The sequence below is a fragment of the Binatus sp. (SeqCode) genome (assembly GCF_049584895.1).
GTDB lineage: Bacteria > Desulfobacterota > Binatia > Binatales > Binataceae > Binatus.
In genome coordinates, this window is record NZ_JBAUYR010000102.1 from 113386 (window position 1) to 139586 (window position 26201).

Annotated in this window: 24 protein-coding genes; 13 read left to right on the top strand and 11 right to left on the bottom strand. The window is 60.2% G+C overall.

What is annotated here, in order from left to right; genetic code table 11:
• Nucleotides 1-32: 32 nt before the first annotated feature.
• Nucleotides 33-695, top strand: coding sequence for a hypothetical protein (locus tag WB650_RS18315; protein WP_422303092.1), 663 nt, complete (start codon nt 33-35; stop codon nt 693-695).
• 14 nt (nt 696-709) lie between these two features.
• A complete protein-coding gene (locus WB650_RS18320) occupies nt 710-2041 on the top strand; it encodes a choice-of-anchor D domain-containing protein (RefSeq protein ID WP_422303091.1) in 1332 nt (443 codons plus the stop codon).
• Nucleotides 2042-2120: 79 nt separating this feature from the next.
• Here the strand turns inward: WB650_RS18320 and WB650_RS18325 are convergent, their stop codons facing one another.
• Nucleotides 2121-3176 carry an alcohol dehydrogenase catalytic domain-containing protein gene (locus WB650_RS18325; protein WP_422303095.1) on the bottom strand — a complete coding sequence of 352 codons (1056 nt, stop codon included), beginning with the start codon at nt 3174-3176 and terminating at the stop codon, nt 2121-2123.
• Nucleotides 3177-3406: 230 nt separating this feature from the next.
• Here WB650_RS18325 and WB650_RS18330 point away from each other — a divergent pair, with 230 nt between their 5' ends.
• Both WB650_RS18330 and WB650_RS18335 read left to right on the top strand, forming a co-directional pair.
• Nucleotides 3407-3871 carry a universal stress protein gene (locus tag WB650_RS18330; protein ID WP_422303090.1) on the top strand — a complete coding sequence of 155 codons (465 nt, stop codon included), beginning with the start codon at nt 3407-3409 and terminating at the stop codon, nt 3869-3871.
• A 74-nt stretch (nt 3872-3945) separates the two neighbouring features.
• On the top strand, nt 3946-4344 hold the full coding sequence (locus tag WB650_RS18335; protein ID WP_422303089.1) for a nuclear transport factor 2 family protein: 399 nt from the start codon (nt 3946-3948) through the stop codon (nt 4342-4344).
• Nucleotides 4345-4704: 360 nt separating this feature from the next.
• Here WB650_RS18335 and WB650_RS18340 read toward each other — a convergent pair whose 3' ends face one another.
• The 4 genes from WB650_RS18340 to WB650_RS18355 are packed head-to-tail and all read right to left on the bottom strand — an operon-like array spanning nt 4705 to nt 8754.
• Nucleotides 4705-4974 (bottom strand): MoaD/ThiS family protein, encoded by a 270-nt coding sequence (locus tag WB650_RS18340; protein ID WP_422303088.1) that lies wholly within the window; start codon nt 4972-4974, stop codon nt 4705-4707.
• Between the two features lie 53 nt (nt 4975-5027).
• A complete protein-coding gene (locus tag WB650_RS18345; RefSeq protein ID WP_422303087.1) occupies nt 5028-7316 on the bottom strand; it encodes a xanthine dehydrogenase family protein molybdopterin-binding subunit in 2289 nt (762 codons plus the stop codon).
• 45 nt (nt 7317-7361) lie between these two features.
• A complete protein-coding gene (locus WB650_RS18350) occupies nt 7362-7862 on the bottom strand; it encodes a (2Fe-2S)-binding protein (RefSeq protein WP_422303086.1) in 501 nt (166 codons plus the stop codon).
• 22 nt (nt 7863-7884) lie between these two features.
• Nucleotides 7885-8754, bottom strand: a complete 870-nt coding sequence (locus WB650_RS18355; RefSeq protein ID WP_422303085.1) for an FAD binding domain-containing protein — start codon at nt 8752-8754, stop codon at nt 7885-7887.
• A 114-nt stretch (nt 8755-8868) separates the two neighbouring features.
• On the opposite strand from WB650_RS18355, the gene WB650_RS18360 reads away from it, so the two are divergent.
• A complete protein-coding gene (locus tag WB650_RS18360) occupies nt 8869-9042 on the top strand; it encodes a hypothetical protein (protein ID WP_422303084.1) in 174 nt (57 codons plus the stop codon).
• A gap of 228 nt (nt 9043-9270) precedes the next feature.
• Here the strand turns inward: WB650_RS18360 and WB650_RS18365 are convergent, their stop codons facing one another.
• Both WB650_RS18365 and WB650_RS18370 read right to left on the bottom strand, forming a co-directional pair.
• On the bottom strand, nt 9271-10608 hold the full coding sequence (locus tag WB650_RS18365) for a DUF1329 domain-containing protein (protein WP_423961497.1): 1338 nt from the start codon (nt 10606-10608) through the stop codon (nt 9271-9273).
• A gap of 390 nt (nt 10609-10998) precedes the next feature.
• Nucleotides 10999-12726 carry a L,D-transpeptidase family protein gene (locus WB650_RS18370; protein ID WP_422303470.1) on the bottom strand — a complete coding sequence of 576 codons (1728 nt, stop codon included), beginning with the start codon at nt 12724-12726 and terminating at the stop codon, nt 10999-11001.
• A 150-nt stretch (nt 12727-12876) separates the two neighbouring features.
• Here WB650_RS18370 and WB650_RS18375 point away from each other — a divergent pair, with 150 nt between their 5' ends.
• On the top strand, nt 12877-13500 hold the full coding sequence (locus WB650_RS18375) for a gamma-glutamyl-gamma-aminobutyrate hydrolase family protein (protein WP_422303471.1): 624 nt from the start codon (nt 12877-12879) through the stop codon (nt 13498-13500).
• Between the two features lie 91 nt (nt 13501-13591).
• Nucleotides 13592-14407, top strand: coding sequence for a transglutaminase-like domain-containing protein (locus WB650_RS18380; protein WP_423961499.1), 816 nt, complete (start codon nt 13592-13594; stop codon nt 14405-14407).
• A 6-nt stretch (nt 14408-14413) separates the two neighbouring features.
• On the opposite strand, the gene WB650_RS18385 is transcribed toward WB650_RS18380, so the two are convergent.
• Nucleotides 14414-15304: a transglutaminase family protein gene (locus WB650_RS18385; protein ID WP_422303473.1), complete on the bottom strand. Its 891-nt coding sequence runs from the start codon at nt 15302-15304 to the stop codon at nt 14414-14416.
• A 154-nt stretch (nt 15305-15458) separates the two neighbouring features.
• On the opposite strand from WB650_RS18385, the gene WB650_RS18390 reads away from it, so the two are divergent.
• The 5 genes from WB650_RS18390 (at nt 15459) to WB650_RS18410 (ending at nt 21269) form a co-directional block, all read left to right on the top strand.
• On the top strand, nt 15459-18902 hold the full coding sequence (locus tag WB650_RS18390; RefSeq protein WP_423961500.1) for a carboxyl transferase domain-containing protein: 3444 nt from the start codon (nt 15459-15461) through the stop codon (nt 18900-18902).
• 64 nt (nt 18903-18966) lie between these two features.
• Nucleotides 18967-19581 carry a hypothetical protein gene (locus WB650_RS18395; protein ID WP_422304391.1) on the top strand — a complete coding sequence of 205 codons (615 nt, stop codon included), beginning with the start codon at nt 18967-18969 and terminating at the stop codon, nt 19579-19581.
• Between the two features lie 10 nt (nt 19582-19591).
• Nucleotides 19592-20293 carry a DUF502 domain-containing protein gene (locus tag WB650_RS18400; protein WP_423961502.1) on the top strand — a complete coding sequence of 234 codons (702 nt, stop codon included), beginning with the start codon at nt 19592-19594 and terminating at the stop codon, nt 20291-20293.
• Nucleotides 20294-20430: 137 nt separating this feature from the next.
• Nucleotides 20431-20793 carry a hypothetical protein gene (locus WB650_RS18405; RefSeq protein WP_423961504.1) on the top strand — a complete coding sequence of 121 codons (363 nt, stop codon included), beginning with the start codon at nt 20431-20433 and terminating at the stop codon, nt 20791-20793.
• Nucleotides 20794-20906: 113 nt separating this feature from the next.
• On the top strand, nt 20907-21269 hold the full coding sequence (locus tag WB650_RS18410; protein WP_423961506.1) for a hypothetical protein: 363 nt from the start codon (nt 20907-20909) through the stop codon (nt 21267-21269).
• A gap of 85 nt (nt 21270-21354) precedes the next feature.
• Here the strand turns inward: WB650_RS18410 and ppk1 are convergent, their stop codons facing one another.
• A complete protein-coding gene (ppk1, locus tag WB650_RS18415) occupies nt 21355-23640 on the bottom strand; it encodes a polyphosphate kinase 1 (RefSeq protein ID WP_423961508.1) in 2286 nt (761 codons plus the stop codon).
• A 188-nt stretch (nt 23641-23828) separates the two neighbouring features.
• On the opposite strand from ppk1, the gene WB650_RS18420 reads away from it, so the two are divergent.
• Nucleotides 23829-25019, top strand: coding sequence for a M20 family metallopeptidase (locus tag WB650_RS18420; RefSeq protein WP_422303934.1), 1191 nt, complete (start codon nt 23829-23831; stop codon nt 25017-25019).
• 124 nt (nt 25020-25143) lie between these two features.
• Here WB650_RS18420 and WB650_RS18425 read toward each other — a convergent pair whose 3' ends face one another.
• On the bottom strand, nt 25144-25893 hold the full coding sequence (locus tag WB650_RS18425; RefSeq protein WP_422303933.1) for an energy transducer TonB: 750 nt from the start codon (nt 25891-25893) through the stop codon (nt 25144-25146).
• Nucleotide 25894: 1 nt separating this feature from the next.
• The coding region (locus WB650_RS18430; protein ID WP_423961510.1) for an ExbD/TolR family protein at nt 25895-26201 on the bottom strand (307 nt) is incomplete at its 5' end.

A 26201-nucleotide genomic window follows, 5' to 3' on the forward strand; every position in this document is an offset into this window, starting at 1 on the left:
TGATCCGTCTTTTTTCGGGGAGGAGTCCGACAATGAAACGGAAATTATCCGCGGCAGTATTTTTAGCCGCCGTGACGGTGATCGGGCTCGCCGCATCGGCAGGCGCGGTGGACGGCACTATCGAGATCAATCAGGTGAAAGCACTCGTGGCGGGCTTTCCGTACGTCATAAGCGCGAGCGGCAGTTATCGCCTGACCGGCAATCTCACAGTTTCGAGCACCGGCGCCGACGCGATCGACGTCAATGCGATCCACGTGACCATCGACCTGAACGGGTTCTCGATTAATGGGCCGGGCGCTTCGAGCTCCGGGTCAGGAATCTCCGGATCCCCCGCGAACGATCTTACGGTGGAAAACGGGGCGATCACCGGATTCCAAAATGGCCTGTCGATCGGCACCAACAGCATCGTCAAATCGATCCACGTCGATGGAAACACTAACGGCATCGTAGCGGGCTCTGACGCAGTGATCGAAGGCAATACCGTGGTCGCGAACGGCACCGGCATCAACTGCGGCGGGTCCGGATGCCTGGTCTCCGGCAATACAATTGCCAACAACACCGGCGCGCCAATGTCCTTCAACAATGCGACCAGTGGCTACGAAACGAACGTCCTGAACGGCAACGGCGCTGGCATCAGCGGCGGCGCCTCGATGGGAGCGAAGAACACCAATCTCTGCAATGGGACCGCCTGCTGAGGACGCGGCAGGCGATGGACTCTGAGGATCAAGCTTCACGGCCGAGGAGTCGCAGGGTCGCGAGTGTCCTCGCGATACTGGCGGCGGCGATCGCGATAGGCGTCGCACCGGCCGCGGCTCAGACCGCCCTCAGCGGACTGCACATCTCGCCCGATATAACAGTTGGGTTGACCAGCGGAATCGTAACGCCCCAACAAGCGCAGTGTTACTCCTTTCCTTCGGGCACGGCCCTGACCAGCTTTCTCGGAATGCCTGCGAGCGCGAGACTGGCCGCTTATTTCTCGCTTAATCCGATGCAGAACCTGCTCGCGATCGACACCACCGCCGCATTACCGACCAACGCGACCGGTGGGACAGTCACCGTAACTCCGCGCGACGTCGCGTCATACAACCCCTACACGAACTTTTTCTTACCCGCGCTCTACTTCCAGGGATCGAGCAACGGAATTCCCGACGGGACGCGAATCGACGCGCTCGGCGTGGACGGCTCGGGAGATCTCTTGCTCTCCTTCGATGTGACCGTAAACCTCGCGAAGTCCGGAGGTGGGACCCTAACCGTCAAGCCGGCGGATTTGGTCGCGTTCAATAGCGGCGCTTATGCTCTCGTTTTCAACAGCGCGATGGCCGGCATTCCCGATGGGATGAACCTCGACGGCGCTACGATGCTGCCCAATGCGCATCTGCTCATGGTGTTCGACCATTTCGGATCGATCGGTGGGACTGATTTCACGCCGACGGACGTTCTGGAGTTCAATTCCGGCGCCAACAGTTGGGTGGTGTCATTCAACGGCGCTACCCGGGATGATTGGCCGGACGGCAGCTTGTTCCAGGGCGTGACCGCAGAGGCGGCCGTGCTCCCAACTCCAACCGCCACTGCAACAGGAGCGACTTCGACCCCGACGAAGACTGCGACGGCGACCGCGACCTCGACCCGAGGGACGCCGACCAGGACTGCAACCCCTACTGCCACTGCGACATCAACCGGCGGGACGCCGACTGCCACACCCACGCCGGTGGCGGTGACGCTCAAGATCAAGCCGAAGGAGTTGAAGTTCCCGGACACCGCGGTCGGAACGACGAGCAAGCCGAAGATGGTGAAGGTGTCTAATCCGACGGGCAAGAAGAAGCATCCGGGGCTGCCGGTCGTGATCGAGATGATCTCCGACAGTCCGGGAGTCTTCATGCAGACCAACGATTGCGCGGCAAATCTGTCGCCCGGCGGGTCGTGTACAATCTCGGTAACGTTCACTCCGAGCGCCGCGATGAAGCAGAAGGGAACCCTGACGATCACCGACAACGCGAACGGCGGCAGGCAGAGCGTGCCACTGTCGGGAACCGGAAAGTAATCGCCTACGCGGCGGGCGGCAGGGGTGACCCCTGCACCCAGTGTGAAGAGCAAAGTTGCGCGTGCCGCGCGACCCCGCGTTAAGGCTTCAATAGCACCTTCATTGCGTTGTCTTTTCTTCCGTTGAAGATTTCGTAGCCTTTGGCCGCGTCGTCCAGCGACATCACGTGACTGATTAGAGGGCGCGGATCCAGCGTGCCCTTCTCTATGAGGCGGGCCAGTTGCGGGATGTGAGCGTTGATGTTGGCGAGGCCGATGCTGAACTTCAGGTCGCGGGCGAAGGCGTAACCGATTGGGAAATTGAATGACTGGCCGGCGAAGACTCCTATTACGGAGACTGTGCCGCCGCCGCGGGCGGCCATTATTGCGGAGGTCAGGGCCGACTCGTTGCCCACCGCCTCGATAGTGACGTCGGCGCCGCGGCCTTCGGTGCGATCGAGGATCGTCTGTTGCGCTTTTTCAGTATCTACACCAAAAGCACCTAGCTTGCGCGCGAGCTCCAGGCGATAGGGGATGCTGTCGACGGCGATCACTTCGGCGGGGCCGAACAGTTTTGCGCTCATCACGGCGCATAGTCCTACCGGGCCGCATCCGAAGATCGCGACCGTGTCGCCGGGGCGGATGTTGCCGTTGATCGCACCGAAGTAGGACGTCGGCAGGATGTCGGCGAGGAAGACGGCGGCGTCATCGTCGATCGCGTCGCAGAGCGGGTAGCAGGTGTAGTCCGCCATCGGGACCCGCACTGCTTCGGATTGTTCGCCGCCTAGCCATCCGAGCTTGCCGGCGGAGGTCGAGCCGTAGCCGAAAACCGCGGAGCCGCTCTCGGCGCATTGCGAGGGTTGTCCGCGGCGGCAGAAGAAGCATCGGCCACATGCGACCAGGCCGGACACGACGACGCGCTGGCCTTTCTTCAGACGATCGACGCCGGCGCCGACTTCCTCGATCACGCCGACGCCTTCATGCCCGAGCACGAAGCCGGGCTCGATGGGCAAAGCGCCGTGATAGAAATGCAGGTCGGAGCCGCAAATGCCCGCGCGAGTGATTCGCACCAGCGCGTCGGTGGGAGTTTTGAGCGTGGGGTCATCGACGCGCTCGACGCGCACGTCATGGGGTCCGTGGAAGACTGTTCCTTTCATTTGTTTCACCGTCCATACCGCCTACTTCAGCGAGAAGAAAGCGGTTCGATGCGTGCGACCTAACTCCTGGCCCCTCTTTTCGGGCCCGCGGCCGGGAAGGGGAACCGGATTGGGGGAGCCGCCGGTGTCGACAGGTCCACCGATGTGGCGGGATAATGACATAGACGGGGGCGGGTTTGCAGAGGCGGCGAAGGGCGTGGTAATCCAGAATTCCTGATCCGGAGGTTCCTATGATTCAGAACGTGAAGAAGATTCTTGCGCCGATCGACTTTTCACCGCACTCGATGGAAGCGATGCGGGCCGCGATGGAAATGGCGAAGGACGTCGGCGCGGAAGTCCACCTGGTGCATATAGTCGCGCCTCATCACACTTTCATACCGCTGCCGTTGGCGACCAGCGGCGAACAGAGCCGCGAGCTTGCGCGCGAAGCCGCGATGCTTGAGCAGGCGGAAGAGGAGCTCGCGCGCCTCAAGAAGGATGAGTTCGGCGATTCGAAAAAAGTCTTCACCCTCGCCGTCGTCGGTCATCCGGTTCAGAAACTGATTGATTATGCCAAAGAGCAAGCCATCGATTTGATCGTGATGGCGACGCACGGACGCAGCGGCGCCGAGCATATGCTGCTCGGTGGGACGACCGAGAAGATTGTGCGCGGCGCGCCGTGCTCGGTCCTCGTGATCCGTCAGCGCAAGCAGTAGCCAAAGTTTCGCATCAATCCCGACGGTGCGTGCGTCAACGGCGCGCGGCCGCGGGCTCGTTATTGGAGATCGACATGAACCTCGAACAGCAGAAAGAACGCGCGCTAACCTTTCTCAAGAACCTCGAAAAGCCAGATCCGAAAGCCTTCGAAGATTTGATTACTGACGATTTCGAATTCGAGATGATGGGGCGCCTGCCCGGCATCCAGCCGATGCGCGGCAAAGATGCGTTCCTGAAGGCGATGCCCGCGAGGCTGAAGGCGATGTTCCCGAACGGCTTGAACATGAAGTTTCATTCGACGATCGCCGAAGGGCCGCACGTCGCGATCCAGGCCGAATCGGATACGACCGCGGGCAACGGAAAGAAATACGCCAACCGCTATCATTTCTACTTCCTGTTCAAGGGCGACAAGATAGCTCTGGTCCGCGAATACAACGACGTGAATCACGTGCGCGAAGTCTTCATGAGCTAGTCGGCGCGGCCGGCGTTCAAGCTCGGCCGGAAGACGGTTTCTGCGCGATGTATTAGTGCTGCTGATAGCACTACTCGCGGATGTTTTATCCGCCTGGTTTGATCAAATGATCGAACTAGCCACTGGAGCCGCGTGACGCATCAAACACGGAATCGCGCGGAAAACTGTATACACACGAATAATAAGGGCCAGGCAGATTGCTCTACCCGGCCCGTAGCCAACCGGGAAAAGGGGGGCAAACCCCGGCCAGCACCCGTATTGTACTTAAGTGCCGGTGAGTTGCAAGATCGATCTGGGCGGAAACTATTTGTCACTTACGGCACAAAATTTCTGATTTTTGAGCTTGGTCTTTGTGAGCAGTTAGCCCCAGCCACCGCCCAGCGCCGGGATGAAATGTACCTCGCTATTTTCGTTCACGGCGTCGAGTACGCCGCCGGTGGCGATTTCGCCGTCGATGGAAACTGCGATCGACGGGCGGATGTCGCCGTCCTGGAGTAACTGCTGGTCAATTCCTGGAAACTGCTCGCCAAGATTCCGAACCAGCTCGCGAATCGATTTTCCGGGGACGTCAACGCGCTCGATACCGCCAGTGAACTTGCGTAGCAGTGCGGGAATGACAACGGTCGGCATTGCAAAAACAAAAGGAGGCGAGCATTAGCCCGCCCCCATTCAGTCAATCCTGATCAATCCGCCGCTGCGGAATGTTTTGTCGAATCGCGATGCTTAAGCATCGCCTTCAGCAGCTTCGGCGGCGACATCGGCGTCTCCGTCATCCTGACGCCCACTGCACGATATATCGCGTTGGCGATCGCTGCCGGCGGCGGCACGATCGACACTTCGCCGACGCCGCGCACGCCCAGCGGATGACCGGGGTTTGCTTCCTCGACCACGACCGTTTCGATCATCGGCAAGTCGAGGCATGTAGGCATGCGGTAGTCGAGGAATCCGGAGTTACGCAGCGTACCCTTGTCGTCGTAAAAATATTCTTCGTTGAGCGCCCATCCGAGACCCTGCGCGGTGCCGCCCTGCATCTGACCTTCGACGTAGCTCGGATGAATCGCCTTGCCGGCATCCTGCGCCACAGTGCATCGCAGGATTTGCACTTTGCCGGTATCGGGATCGACTTCGACATCAACCAGCGTCGTCGCGAACCCAGGTCCTACGCCGCGCGCGTTCACGCTCGCGCGACCGGTGATCGGACCGCCGGTGCGCGCAAAGCGGGGCGCGAGCTGCTTGAGCGACATAGGTGGCACGCCGTTGCCTTTCGCGTGGAGTTTGCCGTCGCGGAATTCCACCTCGTCGGGCTTCTTCTCCCAGACCTTCGCGGCGCGCTCGATTAACTGGCGCTCGGCATCCTTCGCGGCTTCGTACACCGCCATCCCGGTTGCGAAGGTGACGCGGCTGCCGCCGGTGACGTCGGTATGGCCGATCGAGTCGGTGTCGGCGGTGATTGGGCGCACGTCGGTCACGGGGAGTCCGAGAACTTCGGCGGTGATCATCGCCATCGAGGCGCGCGAGCCGCCGATATCGGGCGAGCCGGTCACGACGCTGGCGGTTCCGTCGGCGTGGATATTCACAGTCGCCGAGGACTGCATCCCGGCGTTGAACCAGAAGCCCGAGGCGACACCGCGTCCGCGGAACTTGCCGGTCAGCTTCGATTTGTTGTGCGGGCTGTTCTTGATCCCTTCGAGCGTCTGGATCAATCCGATGCGCTTGAATGGAGGGCCGACGACCTGAGCGTCGCCTTCCTTGACCGCGTTCTTGAGCCGGAAATCGATCGGATCGATTCCGCATTTTTCGGCGAGCTCGTCGATGATGGTCTCGGAGGCGAAGGCGGCGTTGGTTGCGCCCGGCGCGCGATAGGCCGCAGTCTTCGGGCGATTCACCACCACGTCATAGGCGTCGATCACGAAATTCTCGACGGTGTAGGGAGCGATGATGCACATCGCGCCTGCGCCGACCGGTGAGCCGGGGAACGCGCCTGCCTCGTATGCCATCCAGATTTCGGCGGCGACTAGTTTGCCGTCCTTGGTCGCGCCCATCTTCACTTTGATCTTCGAGCCTGAGGTCGGGCCACTCGCGCGAAGCACTTCCGATCGCGACATGACCAGCTTGACGGGAGCCCCGGTCTTCTTCGACAGCAGGACTGAGAGCGGCTCGAGGTAGATGGTGGTTTTACCGCCGAAGCCGCCGCCAATTTCAGCGGGGACGACCTTGATATGGCCGACCGGCATCCCGAGCACCTGCGCGCTGAGCGATCGCACATCGAAGGCGCCCTGGGTCGAGCAGTAGATCGTCGCCTGTCCGTCGGAGTTGTAGATGCCGACGGCGTTGTGCGGCTCGATGTATCCCTGGTGGACCATCGCGGTGTTGAACTCGCGCTCGATCACGTAGTCTGCCGCCTTGAATCCTGCCTCGACGTCGCCGCGCTTGAACTGATAGTGCTGCGCGACATTGGTCTGCTTGTCGCCCTCTTCCTTGTTGCGCAGGTCCTTCAGCAGAATCTGCGCGCCCGGCTTGGTCGCGACGTCGACAGTCATCACCGGCGGCAGCACTTCGTATTCGACTTCGATGAGGCGCAGCGCTTCCTCGGCGATATGCGGGCTGGTCGCGGCGACGGCGGCGATCGCATGGCCGTCGTAGAGGACCTTGTCGTGCGCGAGGATGTTCATCGAGAGGTACATCGGGTTGATGACCATCTCGCCGGACTGCTCGAGCTTGTTCTCGGCCTTCGGGAGATCTTTCCCGGTGACGATAGCCTTGACGCCGGGGAGCTTGAGCGCCTTGTCGATATTGATCGATTTGATATTCGCGTGAGCGTGCGGGCTGCGCAGCACCTTGCCGTGCAGCATCCCGGGGAACGCATAGTCGGCGCCGTACTTGGCGCGGCCAGTGACCTTGTCAACGCCGTCGTGCCGAATCGGACGCGTGCCGATAACTTTAAAATTGCTAGTCGTAGTTGATTCCGCCATGGCCTTCTTTTTTAACCTCTCGAATCCAACGTCGTTGCTATGCCCCTAACGCGCGGCCGCTTTGCCTTCGCCTTGCGAGCGGATATCCGCGGCGGCGTCGAGAACAGCTTTCACAATTTTGTCGTAACCGGTGCATCGGCAAAGATTGCCGGCCAGCGCGTAGCGAACTTCGGGCTCGGTCGGTTTCGGATTGCGATCGAGCAGCGACTTGGCCGAAATCAGAAATCCCGGGGTGCAGATGCCGCATTGCAAGCTCGCGTGCTCGAGAAACTTGTTCTGCAAGACGCTGAGCACGCCCTGCGTGGCGAGTCCCTCGACGGTTGAAATCGTTTTGCCTTGCGCCTCGACACCGAGCATCAAGCACGAGTCCACTGCGCGGCCGTCGACCATCACGGTGCACGCGCCGCAGTCGCCGGTCAGGCATCCTTCTTTAGAGCCGGTGAGTTCGAGGACGTCGCGCAGAGTTTCGAGCAGGCTTTGACGCGGCTCGCACAGGAACTCGACCGTTTCGCCGTTGATCGTCGCTTCTACCAGGGTTTTTTTCATAACTCTATGCCGTAGGTTTGATTCAGATTTTTTTCGCGCGTTCGGCGGCGATCGTCAATGCGCGGCGCGTGAGGACACCGGCAACATGAAGACGAAATTCGATCGTACCGCGCATATCGTCGATAGGCTTGCACGCCTCGCTCACCAGGCGTCCCGCGGCCTCGAGGCTCGCGTCATCCAGTTTCTTGCCGATGAGCCCGTCGGCGGCCTTGGTCTCGAGCAGCGGAGTCGCCGCGACCGCGCCAAGACCGATACGCGCGGCCTTCACCTTGTCACCGTCGAGCGTGACCGACGCGCCGACGCCAACGACTGCGATATCCATCTCGTTGCGCGGGATGAATCGCAGGTACGCGTCGCTTGAATGCGGCGCCGGCGCGGGAATCAGCAATTCGACCAGCAACTCGCCGGGCTTCAGCACGGTGCGTCCGGGCGAAACAACGAAATCCTCGACCGGCACCTCGCGCTCGCCGCTCGGGCCAACGACTCGGGCGCGCGCGCCGAGCGCAATCAACGCAGGCGTCGTGTCCGCGGCGGGCGATCCATTGCAAAGATTGCCGCCGACCGACGCGCGATTCTGAATCTGCAGCGAGCCGATCAGATGAGCCGCCTCGGTCAGGCCGGGGTAATGCTGGCGCATCACGTCGCTCTCACTGATATCGATGCAGGGGACAGCGGCGCCGAGGCGCAAGCCTTTTTTCGCATCGAAGGAGAGCGTCTGCAGCTCCTTGATTTTCTTGATATCGACCAGATGCGAGGTGCGGCGAACTCCGGCGCGCAACTGGATGAGAAGATCGGTGCCACCGCAGAACGGGCGGGCGTTTTCGCCGTGGGTTTTGAGGATGCTGACTGCCTGATCGAGCGTACTTGGGGCTTCGTAATTTATCGCGTGCAATGGAAACCTCCGGTCGGGTCAAGATTATACCCGCCTTTCTAACTTGGATAGCTTACTTGCCGCCCGCTGAAAAGAGCCGGATGATTGGGTCAAACCAATCAGATGCAAAGAGAGATGGAGAAGCTCAAAAAACAGCGACTGGAACGCGCAGGATGGACGGCCGGAAGCGCCAGGGATTTTCTCGAACTGAGCGACGAAGAAACCGCGCGGGTTGAGGTTGAGCTCGAGCTCGTCGATGTTGCCGGCCGGCGCGCTGCCGCGCGAGATCCTTCGCTGCGCTCAGGATGACGGAAAAAGCGTTGTGTCATTCTGAGCCGCTGCGGCGAAGAATCTCGGCCGGACGCTCTTGCGTCCGGCGACGCTGCATGAAGACCTCTAAATACATTGAATTTTCGAGTTGAACGCGAGCCGCGTCATGCTGCGCGCTTGCGTGGACGAACCTCGCGCTCGATTAGCTCGTCCTTGGCTTTTTCGAGTTCGGGGCGATGCTAATCAGCATCGCCCCTCGCTTGCCGGTCAGTGGCCGAGCTGGACCATCTTCTGCGGAGTGTAGAAGGTGCGGTCGACGGCGCCCATGTTGATGAACATGCTGTCGTCGTGACCTGAGTATCCCGGTGAATAGACCACGGTTGAGAAGCCGCTGGTTATATCTTCGTCAACCAGCGCGGTCTGGAAGATTCGTTTGAAAGGATAGATAGCGACTCGTGCGTTGGGCTCGGCCCGGTCGCGATAGGCGTGGAAAGTCGCGATGGTCTTCCAGAGCTGACCTTGCGGATTGTACTGATCGGACGCGGTGATGAACCATCCTTCCGAGTCGATGTAGAAAATGCGCTTCGGAATGATCACGTTGCTGCCGAGCAGCGCGCGAGGCTTCGCGGTCGCCTCGATAACGTAGAGATTGCGCATTTCCCAATTTTCCGGGCAGACCGTGCTGCCATTGTCTGCCGCGCATGTCTGGGCGGGAGAATTCTCAGCCTCGACCGACGCGAGCATCGGTCGCTCACCCAACAGACGATAGGTGTAGTCCTGGATTCTTGCTGAAAAACCAAACGCGGAATCGGGATCCCAAGTAGAAGCGTAGCTCGTCGCGCCCGGGGCACCACTGTAATTCGGGCCTACTCCGTCGCGGCTGGCCACTCCGAACGCATCCGAGAGTTCGCTTATCGGCAGACGTCTCAGGCGCCGGGTTTCCGCACTATATTCCCAAACCGCGTCCTCGAACCCCGGAATAGCGTAGCGCTCTCTGACGATACCCGCGCCGCGCATCTCGGCAGGCTCGAGGATCGGAAAAGCTCCGGAGCGAGATGCGATGCCGGTCTTCAGAAGATCCGGGTCCATCGGCATGGGAGCGACCTCAGTCCGTCCGACAGAGTTGTAAAAGCCGAGGTGACCGAACGTGAAATGCTCGATCTCATTTGGCGAGCCTGCACGATGGCTCACAGCTTCGACCCCACGCTGATCGAGGTCGTCGGTGTAGAGCGGCCGGAACTGGAAATTCCACATGATTTTGGTGGCCGCATCCGGATCGGTGGCATCGACCAGCGGAAACGGAAGGCCGGCGACATAACCCTTGAGGTCGCCGTCAGCCGTGAGGGAAACCTGCGGCGAGTATTGTTCGGTGGCGGCTTTGTACGGCGGCGGCCAGTCGAGATGGCCGGTCGGAACTATCTTCATCGTCATGCCTTGCCTGACGAGGGTGAAGTTCCCCGGACTGACGAGGCCCGCGACCTTTGACGCATTATCCGGAGTGATCACATCTCCGGGTTTAACCTGAGCGCTCGCAGGCAGTGCGGTGGAAACCAGCGCAATCGTCAACGCGAGCGCGGCAACTGTTAGCGGTCGACTATTTGTCATATGCGATGTCCTCATTAGATTCCGAAGTTGTGGCAATCCGACACACTGGGCGTTGCTTCGGCCCCGACCTTTGGTGTTCTTCTCTCGTTTGAGGCGTGAGAAAGGAACGCACAAGATGCGACCTTGATGGCGTCGCAGATGGTGTCGAATCATCACCTTGGTAGTGAGCAATAGGGAGGCCACTATTAAGTCTCCGAAGGTTTAGCTCAAACGAAATCGCGATCCGCGCAATCCGCTCGCGAGATCTCTTAGATTCCCGAGGTAAGACTAAATTTCGTGCACCTTCGCGAGCGCGCTCGCTTCAGACGAAGCGCGCTGCCTTTGGGAGGGTAAAGCAGAACTCGGCGTAGCCTGAAACCAAGATTTGCGACTGACTATTGGACCGGCTTATCAGCTCGGGTACGGCGGACCGTTCGCGAGTACCTTATCGAGTGACTTGTCGTAGCCATAGATGTCGTCGAAGAACCTTACTTCGCCTCCCGGATCGACTACTGCGGTACTATATAGAATTAGTACTGGAATAGGCTTTTTGAGGTTCACCTGGACGTTGTCGGGGCCGGTTTTCATTGCCGCCTGAATTTTGTCCATCGTCCATTCGGGCCTGTCGCGCAACACCCAGGCAGCCAGATCCGCAGGTTTCTCAACCCGGATACATCCGTGACTGAAGTCGCGGCGCGACCGCGAGAACAGTTCCTGTTCCGGCGTGCTGTGCAGATAGACGTTGTATTGATTGGGGAAGATGAACTTCACCAGCCCGAGCGCATTCTTGGGCCCGGGCTTCTGCCGTACGCTAAACGAGCCTGATCGAAGTCCGTCTATCACCTCGTCAGACGCTGGCGACGAAGGGACAATGTTGCCACTTCTGTCCACCACTTCAAATCCCTTATCTGCCAGATAATTCGGATCCCGGCGCGCCTTAGGGATCAGCTCGTTGCGCAGAATCGACGTCGGAACCAGCCAGTACGGACGAAAGATCAGATACTTCATTTGATTCGCGAACACCGGCGTCTGTGTACGCATCGCCTTGCCCACGACCACTCTCATCGTCAGGTAGCTGGCCGGCTGGCGACGCAATGTACGCAACTGGAATTCCGGAATGTTCACAACAATTGGCGGCTCGGGGAAGTCCGGTGGTATCCAGCGATATCGCTCCAGCGTCAGCTGAAGCTGTTGCACCCGGGTTTTGAGCGGCGTGTTCAGTGCCGTCACGGTGCCCTTCCCCAATACGCCGTCAGTGTCGAGGCCGTGGCGATGCTGGAAGTGTTTCACCGCGTCGACAACCGCACCTCTATAGAGCATCGAGTCTGCCCGCACGTCGGCGCTCGATGGAAGGTCGCCTAGCTGATGCAGTCGCGCGACTAGCTGAGGCATTGCGGCAAAGCTACTTCCGGGACGCACACCCTTTTGCGGCACAGGTATGAGCGGAGTGTCACCCGTTGTCGTCATCTTCGTGTAAGTGATGAGCGCGTCTTCGGCGCGTCGATAGCCATCATACTGCGGTTCGACCTTCGCCATGAGTGCCGGAATATCTGATGAGACGAGAACTTGCGTCCTTAGCTCTTCGGCCAGGTCATATTTTGTCGGTCCTACAGTCAGGCCGAACTTGAAGTGCTGGGGGTTCACCCTTCCGATATGCAAATCGGAAATGTAGCGCATCGCGCAGACCGTCAGCGCCAAATCGATACGCGCAAGGTCGCTGTCGGACGGCTTCGGCGCAGTAGGTTGTAGCTTGGCCAGTCGCGCGTCCCATCGCGAGGCGTCGTAGTCCTCGGGGTTGAGACCCTTCGACGCGGCCTGCTGAAAAAGCAAAATCATCGAGACGGCCTGAGGGCTGGCCTTGCCATTCTGGATCCACGCCAGGGAGTAGCCGCCCGTGGCGTAGAATTTTTTCACACTGTCGCGATAGTCGGTAAAATTGGGCCATCGCAAATCGGGCAGCGTGCCTGCCGCCACCAGAGCGCCCAGGTCGCCGGGTCCTTGAGCCGCGCCGCTCGCAGGCGTTGCAGTGTTGGCGGTCGAACTCGCTGCGGGAGAGTCGGCGGCGAAAGAGTGGCCGCCCGCGGCGCAGCAGTATACCGTTACGATCAATGCCGCCAGAGCGGATTTATGAATCTTCATTCTCAAATGTTCCCTCGCGAACAGACAGTACATAGGTGGCTCATCGATTCGTCGCAAGAGCGGAGCGCCCGCGAATTTGCGACAATCACGATGCATCCGTAGTCTAAGAAGGGAGACTCGCCGCCGAGTTTTTTTCGGGAAGGATTGGAAATGCCGAGTATCGCCACCTGGATTCGCCAATGCGACGAACATTGGTTCACCGTTATATTCAGCCGCTATCCGCATTTGAAGGTACACAATGCCCGGTTGCGCGCGGTCGATCTGTGCCAGATGGACGCGCTGATGCTGACCGGCGGCGGCGACATCTCGATAGGTTTTCTGCGCCAGCAGGTCGCGGACCCGTCGTTGATTGTCGATACCGATTGCGCGCGCGACGCGTGGGAGTTCACCGCTGCTCGCGAGCTGCTCTCTTCAGGAAAGCCTATCCTGGCCATCTGTCGGGGCTTGCAGGTATTGAATGTCGCGATGGGTGGGAGCTTGCATATCGATATTCCCGGTCACGAAAATTTTGAAAGGGAAAACGTCCAGCCCCTCCGGCACAGCTCGAAGGCGATACATCGATTCGCTGCCGTGAACAGCTCGCATCACCAGGCGCTCGAAAGGTTGGCCGACGGAATGGAAGTCGAAGCCTGGTCGGCCGGTGACGGAATAGTCGAGCAGGCCCGACTGCAGTCGCATCCTTACGCACTCGGGGTGCAGTATCATCCCGAACGAGATCCGCTCTATCTTCCGTTGTTCTCCGAATTCTTCGATCAGATCCGCGACGGCGGATAACTATCTACTAGTGTCATAAAGGTGCTCGATGCTTACGGTTCGTGTTGGTTGTAACATTCACTTCGAATGCGAATCGTCCGCAACCGCCATATTGCTCGTAAATCCGCGAACAGATCCCGATCGACCTATAAAGCAGGAGATTCTGGATTTCGGCCGCGCTACGAAATTCGAATCCTTTGTCGATACTGACGATAACACTTCTTATAGGATAATCCTGGGGCAAGGACTTAATGAGATTCGGCACGACGCGATGGTAGAAGTGTCGACCGCATTCGATAAGTCTGAGCAATTCGGAAATGCCCCATCGATTGCCACCATTGAACCGTCACTCTTGCGTTACCTTCTGCCCAGCCGGTACTGCGATTCGGACAAGCTGTTCGCTTTCGCCGGAGAAAAGTTCGGACACATCTACGACGCGGGCGAGCGCGTGCAGGCTATCTCCGACTGGGTTCACAACAACATCGAGTATCGCTTCGCTTCGGGAAGGCCGGACATTTCAGCCGCGCAGATCATCGAACGCGGCTATGGTGTCTGCCGCGATTTCGCTCATTGTACGATAGCCCTATGCCGAGCGATTAACATACCCGCCCGTTACGTTACCGGTCATCTGCCCGACATAGGACACGTGGACCCCGGTTCGCCGATGGACTTTCACGCCTACAGCGAAGTGTATCTGGGCGGCAAATGGCACGTCTTCGATGCCCGCTACAACGAACCCAGGATTGGCCGCATTAAGATCGCGCAAGGTCTCGACGCTGTCGAATGCGCCTTTGCTACTGTGTATGGACCCGCGCAGATGACGAAGTTCGAAGTATGGGCCTACCAGGTAGATCCCTTGGAAGTCTCGTTAGGCGATCCTATCGACCTATCTAAGCGACTCGACGGTACTGAAGAAATCAAATCCTAGCTGGACTTAGCCGACTAGCTTGTCCGAACTATCCTGACTGGCGAGACTTACTTCCAACTCGTAGGCCATATGTCTGCCGCCGCCCCCACTGTTATAGACGCCCGACACTGGCGGCAGGTCGTTGTAGTCTCTACCTACCGCAATCCGTATATGACGGATCATGGTGCGAGTCCTATGAGTCGGATCGAATCCCGTCCATCCTACGCCCGGCAAGAGCGCTTCTATCCAGGCATGGCTGGCCAACTCAGGAGGCGGAGAGTTCGGACTCCTCCGCGGATCAGGGGCGAGATAGCCGGACACATAGCGGGCGGGAATCCCCGCCAGACGGAGCAGACCTATGCTTAGGTGCGCGAAATCCTGGCATACTCCGCCGCCCGTCGTGAGTATGTCGTCGACGGTGGAATGTACATGAGTAGTGCCGCCGTCGTAGCCGAATTGATTACGCACATAAAGGACCATGCGCTCGGTGTAAGCGGTGACGTCTTCGGAAAGCTGCGGCCGCACGGACCAGAAAAACCTTCGCAACCGATCGCTGAATGGCACATAGCGGCTCGGATTCAGAAATTCCAAGTGTTCCTTCATCCTCTCCGCATCGTCCGCCAGGTAATCATAAAATGTGATTCGCTCCGACTGTTGAGCCGGAATCGGGAATCGATCCACAACCGAGCACGAACTGATTACGAGCTCATTGTGAGGCGGCTGGATATCGATCGAATGCGTGAGGTTGCCGAACGCGTCACGATACTCGGAAATCTCCGCCGCCGGGGTGACGTCGAGCCTGAATGCGACCCGCTTCTGATCCGGCGCGTCGATCGGAGTGAGCCGCACGTCGTTGTGCGAATGCGAGGCCGGCTGTTCGTAAACGTATCGAGTGGTGTGTTTGATGCGGAATCGCATGCGCTGGGCTTCGTGAAACTATAGCTGTGCATCGGCACCCGCTCAACGACATTACTACACAGGCGCACGAAGAGCTTTCACGCGGCGGGCTCATCATGCTTTAGATACAGTTCAGGCGCAGAATTCAGCGCGCTGAAGAAGAGACGAGAGAAATATGACTCCGAACAGTCTTCTGATCGCCAACCGCGGTGAGATCGCGATTCGAATAATCCGCGCGGCCGCCGAGATGGGCATCCGCACAGTGGCCGTTTTCCCGGATGACGATTCCAGTTCTCTGCATACGCGAAAGGCCGATGAAGCGCGGCGTCTGAACGGCGCAGGCGCAGCCGCGTACCTCGATGGCGAACAGATCGTTGCGCTCGCCAAAGAGGCTGGTTGCGATGCGATTCATCCCGGCTACGGCTTTCTCAGCGAGAACGCCAATTTCGCGCGTCGATGCGCCGCCGAAGGAATCACGTTCGTAGGACCGCGCGCCGAGATCCTCGAGCTCTTCGGCGACAAGGTGCAGGCGCGAGCGCTGGCAGATCGGTGCGGCGTGCCGATTCTGCACGGCACCTCGGGCGCGACCAGCCTCGAGCAGGCGCGCGACTTCTTTGCATCACTAGGTGAGGGCGCCTCGATGATGATCAAAGCGGTCGCCGGCGGCGGTGGCCGCGGGATGCGCGCAGTCTCACGCGCCGACGAGATCGACGAGGCATACAAGCGCTGCCAATCGGAGGCGCGCGCGTCGTTCGGCATCGGCGACGTGTACGTCGAGCAGTTGATGCCGCGTGCGCGCCACATCGAAGTGCAGATCATCGGCGACGGCTCCGGCAACGTCAGCCACCTCTGGGAGCGCGAATGCAGCATCCAGCGCCGCAATCAGAAGATCGTCGAGATCGCGCCGAGCCCAGGACTCGAGCCCGCAATTCGCGACCGGCTGACGGCGGCCGCGGTGCGGATGGCGAAAGAGGTGCGCTACGACAACCTCGGCACCTTCGAGTTTCTTGTCAATGCGCAAGCGTCCGCGAGCGACGAGGCGCGCTTCGCGTTCATCGAGGCCAACCCGCGCCTCCAGGTCGAGCACACCGTCACCGAAGAAGTGACGGGCATCGATCTCGTCAAGCTGCAGATTCAACTTGCGTCGGGCCGCACGCTCGCAGAACTCGGGATGCAGCAGGCCGACATCCCCAAACCCCGCGGGTTCGCGATGCAGGTGCGAATCAATATGGAATCGATGCGCGCCGACGGCAGCGCGAAGCCGGCCGGGGGGACCATCACCGCGTTCGAGGCACCGTCGGGCCCGCGCGTGCGAACCGATTCGTTCGCCTACGCCGGTTACACGACCAGTCCGAATTTCGATTCTCTCCTCGCCAAGCTCATCACGCATTCGCACTCGGCGGACTTCGCCGACGTGGTGACCAAGACCTATCGCGCGCTGTGCGAATTCAGAATCGAGGGCGTACCGACTAACATCGGATTTCTGCAAAGCCTGCTGCAGCACCCCGAATTCATCGCGAATCGCGTCTACACCCGCTTCGTCGAGGACAACATCGCGGCGCTGGTTGGCGGTGGGGAATCCGGGCACCGGCGATTGTTCTTCGATCAGACGTCATCCGCTCCCAGAGCTGTCGCCGAGCAGGCGGGAGGGCGTCGCGCCGGTGCAAAGATCGACGCGAGCGATCCGCTGGCTGTTCTCCATCACGGCAAATCCGGAAGTGCCGCATCGTCCCCAATTGCCGCGACCACTACCATCGTGACGCCACAAGTCCACGACATCACGGCGCCCGAGAACACGGTCGCGATTGAAGCTCCGATGCAGGGCACGATCGTGTCCGTCGATGTTAGCGAAGGCGACCGGGTGCATCGCGGCCAGCAACTGTTCGTCATGGAAGCGATGAAGATGGAGCACGTCATCGCGGCCGACAAGAGTGGAATCGTCCGACGCATCACGGTTGCCAAAGGCGACGCAATCTTCGAAGGCCATCCGCTTGCGTTCATCGAAGAGGCGGATGTCGAGACCTCGCATACGGCCGAGTCTGCGGACGTTGATCTGGATCGCGTACGTCCCGATCTTGCGGAAGTCGTCGAGCGCCACGCGCTCGGCCTTGACCCTTCACGGCCCGACGCAGTCGCGCGCCGCCGCAAGACCGGACAGCGTACCACTCGCGAAAATATCGATGACCTCTGCGATCCCGGCACCTTCGTCGAATACGGGCCGCTGGTTATCGCGGCGCAACGGCGTCGGCGCACGATCGAAGACCTCGTGAAGAACACCCCCGCTGACGGGATGGTCGCGGGGATCGGACGCGTCAACGGCGAGCTGTTCGAGGAATCCAAAGCTCAGTGCATTCTCATGTCGTACGACTACACCGTGCTCGCCGGCACCCAGGGCCAGCAGAACCATCGCAAGAAAGACCGGATGTTCGAAATCGCGCAGAAGTCGCGCCTGCCGGTGGTCTTCTTCACCGAAGGCGGTGGCGGACGCCCCGGCGACACCGACGGACTTGGCGTCGCCGGACTCGATTGCATGGCATTCAACTACTGGGGCAAATTGAGCGGTCTTGTTCCTCTAGTAGGTATCAACTCGGGTAGATGTTTCGCCGGCAATGCAGCACTGCTGGGATGCTGCGATGTAGTAATCGCGACCAAGGGCTCGAACATCGGAATGGGTGGTCCTGCGATGATCGAAGGCGGCGGACTGGGTATATTCCGCCCCGAAGAAGTAGGTCCGATGGACGTGCAAGTAGCTAATGGCGTAGTAGACATTCCGGTCGACGACGAAGCCGAAGCAGTACAAGTAGCCAAGAAGTACCTATCGTACTTTCAGGGAGAAGTTCGCGACTGGCTATGTGCCGATCAGCGTTTGCTGCGCACAAGCATTCCCGAAAATAGACTTCGCATCTACGACGTCCGCGCCGTCATCGAGACCCTCGCCGATACCGGATCGGTACTCGAAGTGCGCCGGCATTTCGGTCCGGGAATGGTGACGTCACTGATCAGGATCGAAGGCCGCCCCGTCGGTTTGATCGCCAACAACCCCGTCCATCTGGCGGGCGCGATCGACAGCAACGGCGCCGACAAGGCCGCACGCTTCATGCAGCTGTGCGACGCGTTCGACATCCCGCTCCTCTTCCTGTGCGACACTCCCGGCATAATGGTTGGCCCCGAGGTTGAGAAGACCGCGCTGGTGCGGCACGCGTCGCGGATGTTCGTGACGGGCGCAAACGTCACCGTGCCTGTCTTTACGATCATACTGCGCAAAGGCTACGGATTGGGCGCGCAGGCGATGGCCGGCGGCAGTTTCAAGGCGCCGATTTTTACCGTCGCATGGCCGACCGGCGAGTTCGGCGGCATGGGACTCGAAGGTGCCGTGAAGCTCGGCTATCGCAACGAGCTCGCCGCCGTCGAGGATCCCCAGAAGCGCAAGGAGCTCTTCGACGAGATGGTTGATCGCATGTATCGCCACGGCAAGGCGGTGAACACCGCGTCGCACTTCGAAATTGACGACGTCATCGACCCGCTCGACTCGCGCAAATGGATCGTCGCGGGTTTGCGCTCAACCCCGGCGAAACCGCCGCGCACCAGCAAGAAGCGTCCCAACATCGATACCTGGTGACCCGAGGTCGTCGCATACCGCCGCGCTGCTTGCGCGAACTTGATCGATACTAAATCATCGAGACATGAGCGCTACCGAAACGGAACCGCAGACTGGTGCGCCAGCTGCCCCTGCGACGACCACCATCGCGCCCGCGTCATGGACCAGCAGGATCGAAGCAGGCCTGCTGCGACGTTTGCTGATCGTCGGGGTTCTCTCCGTGCTCGTGATGATCGGCCTGTTCCTCACCAACGTCAGCCATCTACACGCGCGCTATTACTGGAGCGCGATGTTTCCTGTTTTCGGCATCGTAAGTCTGTGGCACGAACTGGCCGGCCCGAGTAGCAACGCCGGACCGATGTGGCGGCGCATCCTGCGGCAGGTGCTGCATTGGCTAGGACCGATCGTCGCGGTGCAGATAATTTTTCTGCAACTCGCGCGCGGCCAAATGGACGCCGACTCGGTTGCCCTCGTCACACTGGTGATTCTCGCCGTCACCTGCTTCATGGCCGGCGTGCACATGGACCGCAGCTTCTACTGGGTAAGCGCTGCGCTCGCGTTAGCGGCAGTGATCGGAACCGAGGTCGAAGCCTACCTCTGGATGCTCGCGGCGATCGCAATCGTCGCCATCGCGATAACCGTGTTCGCTGCAACTGCGCTGCGCCGTCGCCCGACCGAGCCCGCGCGCGCAGGAGGATAAGGCTCGCTCGATGCTCGCAAAGATCCGTCGCAATCTCGTGGCGGGAATTCTGACCGCCATTCCCATCCTCGTTACCGTGTGGGTCATCAGTTTCCTGGTCGGCCTGCTGGTTGCGCTCGGCAGTCCGTTCGTCAGGGCATACGTATCCTGGCTGAGGATTCATTTTCCGACGCTCGCCGAGGGATTTTCTGCGCAGTGGTTTCAAGGAACGATCTCGGTCGCGATCGTCCTCGCCGCTCTGTATGTCCTTGGCGAGATCGCGACCGCCGTCGCAGGCCGGCGCTTGCTCGCCGCCTTCGATTACCTGATGGCGCGAATTCCGGTCGTGCAATCGATTTACGGCGCCGCGCGCCAACTCGTCACCAGCTTTCAGACCAAGCCCGGCAGTTCCCAGCGCGTCGTTTTGATCGAGTTCCCATCGCCCGAAATGAAAACCGTCGGTCTCGTCACCAGGATTTTCAACGACGCCGATACCGGCGAGGAGATCGCCGCCGTCTACGTCCCCACCACGCCCAATCCCACTTCCGGCTACATGGAATTGGTCCCGACCAGTCGCCTCATCATGCTCGATTGGACCATCAACGAAGCGATGACCTTCATCATGTCGGGTGGCGCTGCCGCCCCACCGAAACTGAACTACTCGAAGAGCGCTCGGGCGTCAGTGAGCGAAGACCGGGCGAAACCAGATACTGCGAAACCGGGTAGTTTGTAACTAATACATTCTCACTTCGAAATGACGTCCATGTATCGGCAAAGGAAGTGAGAAATATATTCCGGTATGAGAGTTGCTCCACCCTGACGGTGTGTAGGGTTTGCCAATAATCCCGTCCCCTGAAGAGGTGAAGTATCATGAAACGACTATCGACTCTCTTGATCGCAGCCGTGGTCCCCATTGCTTTCGCGGCTCCTTCGCTGGCACAGGAAGGGCAAGATGGAAAGGTGCTTGGAGTTGTCGACACCGGAAACAAGCAGATCGTCTTTAAGATCGACAACAGCGACATTCCCATGGACAAGCTCCATACCTGGAGCGAGTTCGCGAGTCAGCATCCGGACATCGCCCGCACACTCGGATACCATCCTTCGCTGATCAAAAGCGACGGTTGGGTGAAGAAGCATCCGGAACTGTCCGAATTTTTCGCGCAGCATCCGGATATTCGCGATGATATGGAGCAGAATCCCGGTAATTACGTAGCGCCTCCTGTGAACGGCTAGGGGAATAGCTCCGGCTACTCTTACCACTTCTGACCTCACAAGCCTGAGGCCTTTGGGCCTCAGGCTGAAATTTGGAATTATGCGTTCCGGATAAGATATACTATGCTTGAACGATGAACCGCGTACCTACTTTGTTGATCGCAGTCGCGCTTCCCATCGCTTTCGCCGCTCCATTGATCGCGCAAGAAGGAAATACCCTGGGCACCGTCGTGAACGGAAATACCACGACCGTGTTCAAGTCGGCCGATGGCCGCGATATCGACACGCACAAGCTCAAGACCTGGAACGACTTCGCCAGCCAGCATCCTAAAGTCGCGAGCGAGCTTGCTCACAATCCCGCGCTGATCAATGACGACGCCTACGCGAAAAAGCATCCGCAACTCGGTGCATTCTTTTCCGCGCACCCCGAGATTCGCCAGGCGATGGCCGCGAATCCCGGTAACTACGTCGCGATTCCCCCGCGCCCCGGCGAATAGCCGCACCGTTCGAAAGTCTGATTGGATCGATGCGAGCCTGAGACTTGCGTCTCAGCCTCGTGTCAGGCGACAGCGAAAATTCCAGTCACTCGTCGCTTCTCTCTCTTATGGCGCGGCGCGCGAAGCCTTTGGATCGCCGCCGCTTGACCTTGGTCGCTTCGGTCTGCCGCGTCTCGGCGAAATCGATCATCGCCTGCTGGCAGGCCGGCGCGGCGTCCGCGGCCGTCGTCCTGACGTAAGTGCCATCTGACTGCATCTCCCATTGGCATCGATTCGGCCGCAACTGGATATCGAGCACGACGCGCAACTCCTTGCGCAGTTGCGGATCCTCGACCGGCGCGACGACTTCGACCCGGCTCTCGAGATTGCGCTTCATGCAATCGGCGGATCCGATGAAATACTCCTCCGCGCCGCCATTGCGGAAATAGTAGACGCGCCCGTGCTCGAGGAATCTGCCGACGATACTCACCACGCGCACGTTCTCCGACAGCCCCGGGATTCCCGGACGCAGCCTGCACGTGTCGCGCACGATCAGGTCGACCTTCACCCCCGCTTGCGACGCGCGATATAGAGCCCGCGTGACGTCCACGTCCTCGAGCGCGTTCATCTTGAACTGAATCAGCCCCGGCGACGCGGCCGAGTGCACTTTGATTTCGCGCTCGATTCGCGACAGCAGCGCGCGCTTCAGCACGGTCGGCGCGGGCAGGATCTTGCGATACGGACGATTTGGCATGTAGCCGGTCGTCAGGTAGTTGAACAGCTCGGTCAGGTCTTCGCCGATCGTGCCGTCGCAAGTCAACAGCCCGTAGTCGGCATAAAATCTCGCCGTCACCGGATGATAGTTGCCGGTTCCGATGTGCGCGTAGCGCCGCAGCCCGTTGTAGTCCTGCCGAATCACCAGGATTACCTTGCTGTGCGTCTTCAAGCCGACCACGCCATAGGTCACGTGAATCCCGAATTCCTCGAGCTTGGTCGCGAACTGGATATTCGCAGCTTCGTCGAAGCGCGCTTTCAGCTCGACCACCACCGCAACCTGCTTCCCGTTGCGCGCGGCGTCGCACAGGTACCCGATGATCTTCGAGTCCGGCGAGGTCCGATACAGCGTCATCTTGATTGCGCGGACCTTCGGGTCCTCTGCAGCCTCGCGCAAAAACCGCTCGACCGAAGTCGAGAATGACTCATACGGATGCAGCAGCAGAAACGAACCCGCATCGCGAATGACGTGGAAGATGCTTCGGCCGACGGTCAGCCGGGGATGGTCCACCGGGTGATGCGGCGGATCGTGTAGCGCGGGCTCATCGATCGCAGCCAGCTCGCCCAGATCGCGCATCGATAGCATGCCGTCGACTTCGAACACGTCGGATCGTTCGTCCAGCCCGAGTTCCGCCGCCAGCATCCCGCGATGCACCGGGTTCATCCCGGTCAGCACTTCCAGCCGCACGATTGGCGCGAAACGGCGGTCGCGCAGCTCGGACTCGATCAGCGCCAGCAAATCGTCGGCCTCGTCCTCGTCGCGCTCGGTGTTGGCATTGCGCGTGACGCGGAAAAGTTCGTACGAGTCGATCAGCATCGAGGGAAACAGCAAATCGAGATTGTTCGAGATGACGTCCTCGAGCCGCACAAAATCATTTTTGTTGCCGACCCGCAGGAAGCGCGGGATTCCGAAGCCGACCGGCACTTTGACCCGCGCCATCAGCGGGTCCGAGTCGTTCTGGTAGCGCGCCGTGACCAGCAAATTGAGCGACAGGTTCGACACGAACGGAAACGGATGGGCAGGGTCCATCGCCTGCGGCGTCACTAGCGGAAAAATATTCTTGTAGTAGTAGTCGCGAACCGACTTGCACTCTTCGTCCGAGAGGCTGGCGTAGAGCCGCACCCGAATGCCGTGGTTCTCGAGCTCGCGCAGAATATGCGGCCCAATCTCGCGCTGCCGCTGCTCGATCTCGCGCACCACCAGGTAGCACTCGTTGATTTGCTGCTGCGGCGTGCGGCCGTCGACCGTCAGCTCATGCATCCCGGCGACCACCTGCTGCTTCAGGCCGCCGATTCGCTTCATGAAAAACTCGTCGAGATTCGACGCCGTGATCGCGAGGAACTTGAGCCGCTCGAGCAGCGGATTTCGCTCATCTTCCGCCTCATGCAGAACGCGTCGATTGAAGGCGAGCCACGTCAGCTCGCGATTCAGGAACAGGTCGGGCGACGTGAGGTCCTTGTCGATATGCGGCGGCGGCGCTTTCTCGACCTCCGTCACCGATCCATCAGCGACCACCGGCATCGCTATCGAATCGGCCGCCGCTCCATTTTGAGGCGCAGGCGCATCGGCGACCGTCGTCGCCGCAGTTACTCCATGACTATCCGCTTGATTGGCCATCTGCTCATCCAACTCCATGCAGCCCCTCCTCCCGACTCCAGCATTCTAGCCGCCCGCGCGGTCCATTGCCTATCCCGGTCTCGCGTCGGGCAATACGTGAGTATTTCCGCTATGTTATAAGACTTCGATTTGTTATTGAGCCGTCGATTGTGCGATTCTCGTGGCCGGATTCAAGGTCCAGGTGCACCATGAACGAGTACTTGTATGAAGTCGCGAAGCGGCTCGTCGCGTTCGACACCGTCAGCGCAAAAAGCGATCGCAACGCAATGGAATACATCGCGGCCGAGCTCGCGCCGCGAGGATTCAAAACCGCAATTCAACCGATCGAACTGTTCGGAGTCTCGCAGGCCAACCTGGTCGCATGGATCGGTCCGCCGCGCACCGACGGCCTGATAATTTCGGGACACATCGATGTCGTCCCTTTCGACGGACAGCCCGGATGGGAGCGCGAGCCGCTGAAGCTCGAACCCGCGGGCGACAAAATCTACGGCCGCGGCACCACCGACATGAAAGGCTTCATAGCGCAATGCATCGACGCGTCGCGCACGCTCGATCCGTCGCGGCTCAAGCGCCCGCTGGTGTTCGTCTTCACCGCCAGCGAGGAAGTCGGATGCCTCGGCGCCAAAAGCGTCGCGCCCGCGCTCAAACAAATCCTGGGCGAAACGCCAGTCCCGCGTCTGGCGTGGATCGGCGAGCCGACTTCGTGGCAAGTATCTCTCGCGCACAAGAGCATCGTCTCGTTCGGCATCACCGTCCGCGGCATCGGCGGCCACAGCGGCGCACCGGGCCGCGGCGTCAACGCAATCGCCGTGATGGCCCGCGTCATCGAGACCATCGGCCGCTATCAGCAGGAGCTGGCGGCGCGCAGGCCAGCCGAATACGCGAAGATTTTTCCCGACGCACCGCACGACGTACTGAATCTCGGAACGGTGCACGGCGGCATCGCGCTCAACATGATCGCCGAGGAATGCACCCTGCGCGTGAGCTATCGCTCCCTGCCCAACGCCGACCCGCTCGACGTTTACAACGAGATCCAACGCCGCCTTCTGGCGCTCGATGGTCACGACTACGCCGGCCGCGAGCATCGCGCGAAAATTGAACTCGCGGTCCTGAATGTCGTGCCTCCGCTCGATTCGCCGCACGGAACGGCTCTGGAAGCCACTCTGTTCGATGTGACCGGCGCGAAGAGCGCCGGCGGCGTGCTCTATGCCACCGACGGCGGATGGTTCACCGGCTCGGGCATCACGTCCCTCATCTGCGGCCCGGGAGACCTCGAGCAAGCGCATCAGCCCAACGAGCACATCCGCCGCGACGCCTTCGAACGCGGCCCCGCGATGATTCACAAGGTGGTCGACCGTCTGTGCGCTTCGTCATCCTGACCGAAGAGCGCAAAGCGAAATAGTTTGTCATCCTGACGACGCGAGCAACGCGAGCCGAGGAACGGACCTCGGACAGCTTCGCGCACGCGAAGCCGGTACCGGTTCTGAAATCGCGAAGCGCTCCCTACTGAACTGAAATCGGGATTCGGACTTCGAACGACGACGGGATCGCGATGCCGTTTTTTACCGCCGGGAAAAACTTCCACTGCTTGAGCGTGTCGAGCAGCACCTGGTTGAGACGCGGGCTCGAGGTTGGCTTTTCCAGCGTCACCTCGCTCACTCCGTCGAACGATATATTAAAACGCGCGACTGCCTCGGTCTGGATCGCCTCCTCGCGCAGGTCGTCGGGAATCACCGGGGTCGGTGCGTAAATCGCGTGCGCACCAACGGTGTCGGTACCGATTCCGCCGCCGCCTCCCGATCCTTCGCCCGTTCCTGAGCCGCCGCTCGCACCGCCGTCCGTCGCGGTGCCCGTGCTTGCGCCGGGAGCTTCATCGACACTCGGGGCCTCGGTGGTTTTCTCGGTGCCGTAGGGAGAGCGAATCACCGGCGGCAACGGCGCGACCTTCTTCGCGTGAACAACAGGATGCGGCTTGACGACCGGCGCAGCCTTCGGATGAGGAATCGCGGGCGCCGCCGGATGAATCGCGCCGCCGTTACCCTGCAGCCCGGCTGCTACCTTCGGTATATCGATCAGCTGCGCCTCGATCGGCTGCAACTCTGCGGGCGGCGCCTTCGTGCGCATCAGGATTAGCGAAAATACGCTCAACAGGATCGCCCAAATCGCGATCGCCAGCGGAATGACCCACAACAGGCGCCGCGCCGGGTCATCCAACTCCGGCGGTCGTATCGCGATTTGAGCTGCACCTGCCATTTCAATGCTTCACGGCAATCAGAAATTTCTCGACGCCCGCGCGCCGTGCCTCGATCATCGCCTCCACCACCGTCCCCTCGGGCGCGTCCGTGTCTGCGTTCACTACCACGCCCAGGTCGTTGGTCTTGAGCATTGGCTTGAGCACGAACGCCAGTTGCTCGAGCGTGGTCGGCGTCTTGTCGATGAAAATTTTGCTATCGTGCGTAACCGTCAGCGTGATCGGCTCCTGATGCTCCATCGATTCGGCGTTGCCCTTGGGCAGGTTGACCGCGATCGAGTTGAGACTCTGCATCGACAGCGACGCGAGC

Coding starts and splice junctions, on each gene's coding strand:
- WB650_RS18385 (WP_422303473.1), bottom strand. CDS start 15,304: ATGCGATTCCGCATCAAACACACCACTCGATACGTTTACGAACAGCCG.
- ppk1 (WP_423961508.1), bottom strand. CDS start 23,640: ATGGCCAATCAAGCGGATAGTCATGGAGTAACTGCGGCGACGACGGTC.
- WB650_RS18315 (WP_422303092.1), top strand. CDS start 33: ATGAAACGGAAATTATCCGCGGCAGTATTTTTAGCCGCCGTGACGGTG.
- WB650_RS18320 (WP_422303091.1), top strand. CDS start 710: ATGGACTCTGAGGATCAAGCTTCACGGCCGAGGAGTCGCAGGGTCGCG.
- WB650_RS18345 (WP_422303087.1), bottom strand. CDS start 7,316: ATGGCGGAATCAACTACGACTAGCAATTTTAAAGTTATCGGCACGCGT.
- WB650_RS18335 (WP_422303089.1), top strand. CDS start 3,946: ATGAACCTCGAACAGCAGAAAGAACGCGCGCTAACCTTTCTCAAGAAC.
- WB650_RS18350 (WP_422303086.1), bottom strand. CDS start 7,862: ATGAAAAAAACCCTGGTAGAAGCGACGATCAACGGCGAAACGGTCGAG.
- WB650_RS18405 (WP_423961504.1), top strand. CDS start 20,431: ATGAAACGACTATCGACTCTCTTGATCGCAGCCGTGGTCCCCATTGCT.
- WB650_RS18395 (WP_422304391.1), top strand. CDS start 18,967: ATGAGCGCTACCGAAACGGAACCGCAGACTGGTGCGCCAGCTGCCCCT.
- WB650_RS18365 (WP_423961497.1), bottom strand. CDS start 10,608: ATGACAAATAGTCGACCGCTAACAGTTGCCGCGCTCGCGTTGACGATT.
- WB650_RS18340 (WP_422303088.1), bottom strand. CDS start 4,974: ATGCCGACCGTTGTCATTCCCGCACTGCTACGCAAGTTCACTGGCGGT.
- WB650_RS18425 (WP_422303933.1), bottom strand. CDS start 25,893: ATGGCAGGTGCAGCTCAAATCGCGATACGACCGCCGGAGTTGGATGAC.
- WB650_RS18360 (WP_422303084.1), top strand. CDS start 8,869: ATGGAGAAGCTCAAAAAACAGCGACTGGAACGCGCAGGATGGACGGCC.
- WB650_RS18400 (WP_423961502.1), top strand. CDS start 19,592: ATGCTCGCAAAGATCCGTCGCAATCTCGTGGCGGGAATTCTGACCGCC.
- WB650_RS18410 (WP_423961506.1), top strand. CDS start 20,907: ATGAACCGCGTACCTACTTTGTTGATCGCAGTCGCGCTTCCCATCGCT.
- WB650_RS18420 (WP_422303934.1), top strand. CDS start 23,829: ATGAACGAGTACTTGTATGAAGTCGCGAAGCGGCTCGTCGCGTTCGAC.
- WB650_RS18330 (WP_422303090.1), top strand. CDS start 3,407: ATGATTCAGAACGTGAAGAAGATTCTTGCGCCGATCGACTTTTCACCG.
- WB650_RS18370 (WP_422303470.1), bottom strand. CDS start 12,726: ATGAAGATTCATAAATCCGCTCTGGCGGCATTGATCGTAACGGTATAC.
- WB650_RS18325 (WP_422303095.1), bottom strand. CDS start 3,176: ATGAAAGGAACAGTCTTCCACGGACCCCATGACGTGCGCGTCGAGCGC.
- WB650_RS18390 (WP_423961500.1), top strand. CDS start 15,459: ATGACTCCGAACAGTCTTCTGATCGCCAACCGCGGTGAGATCGCGATT.
- WB650_RS18375 (WP_422303471.1), top strand. CDS start 12,877: ATGCCGAGTATCGCCACCTGGATTCGCCAATGCGACGAACATTGGTTC.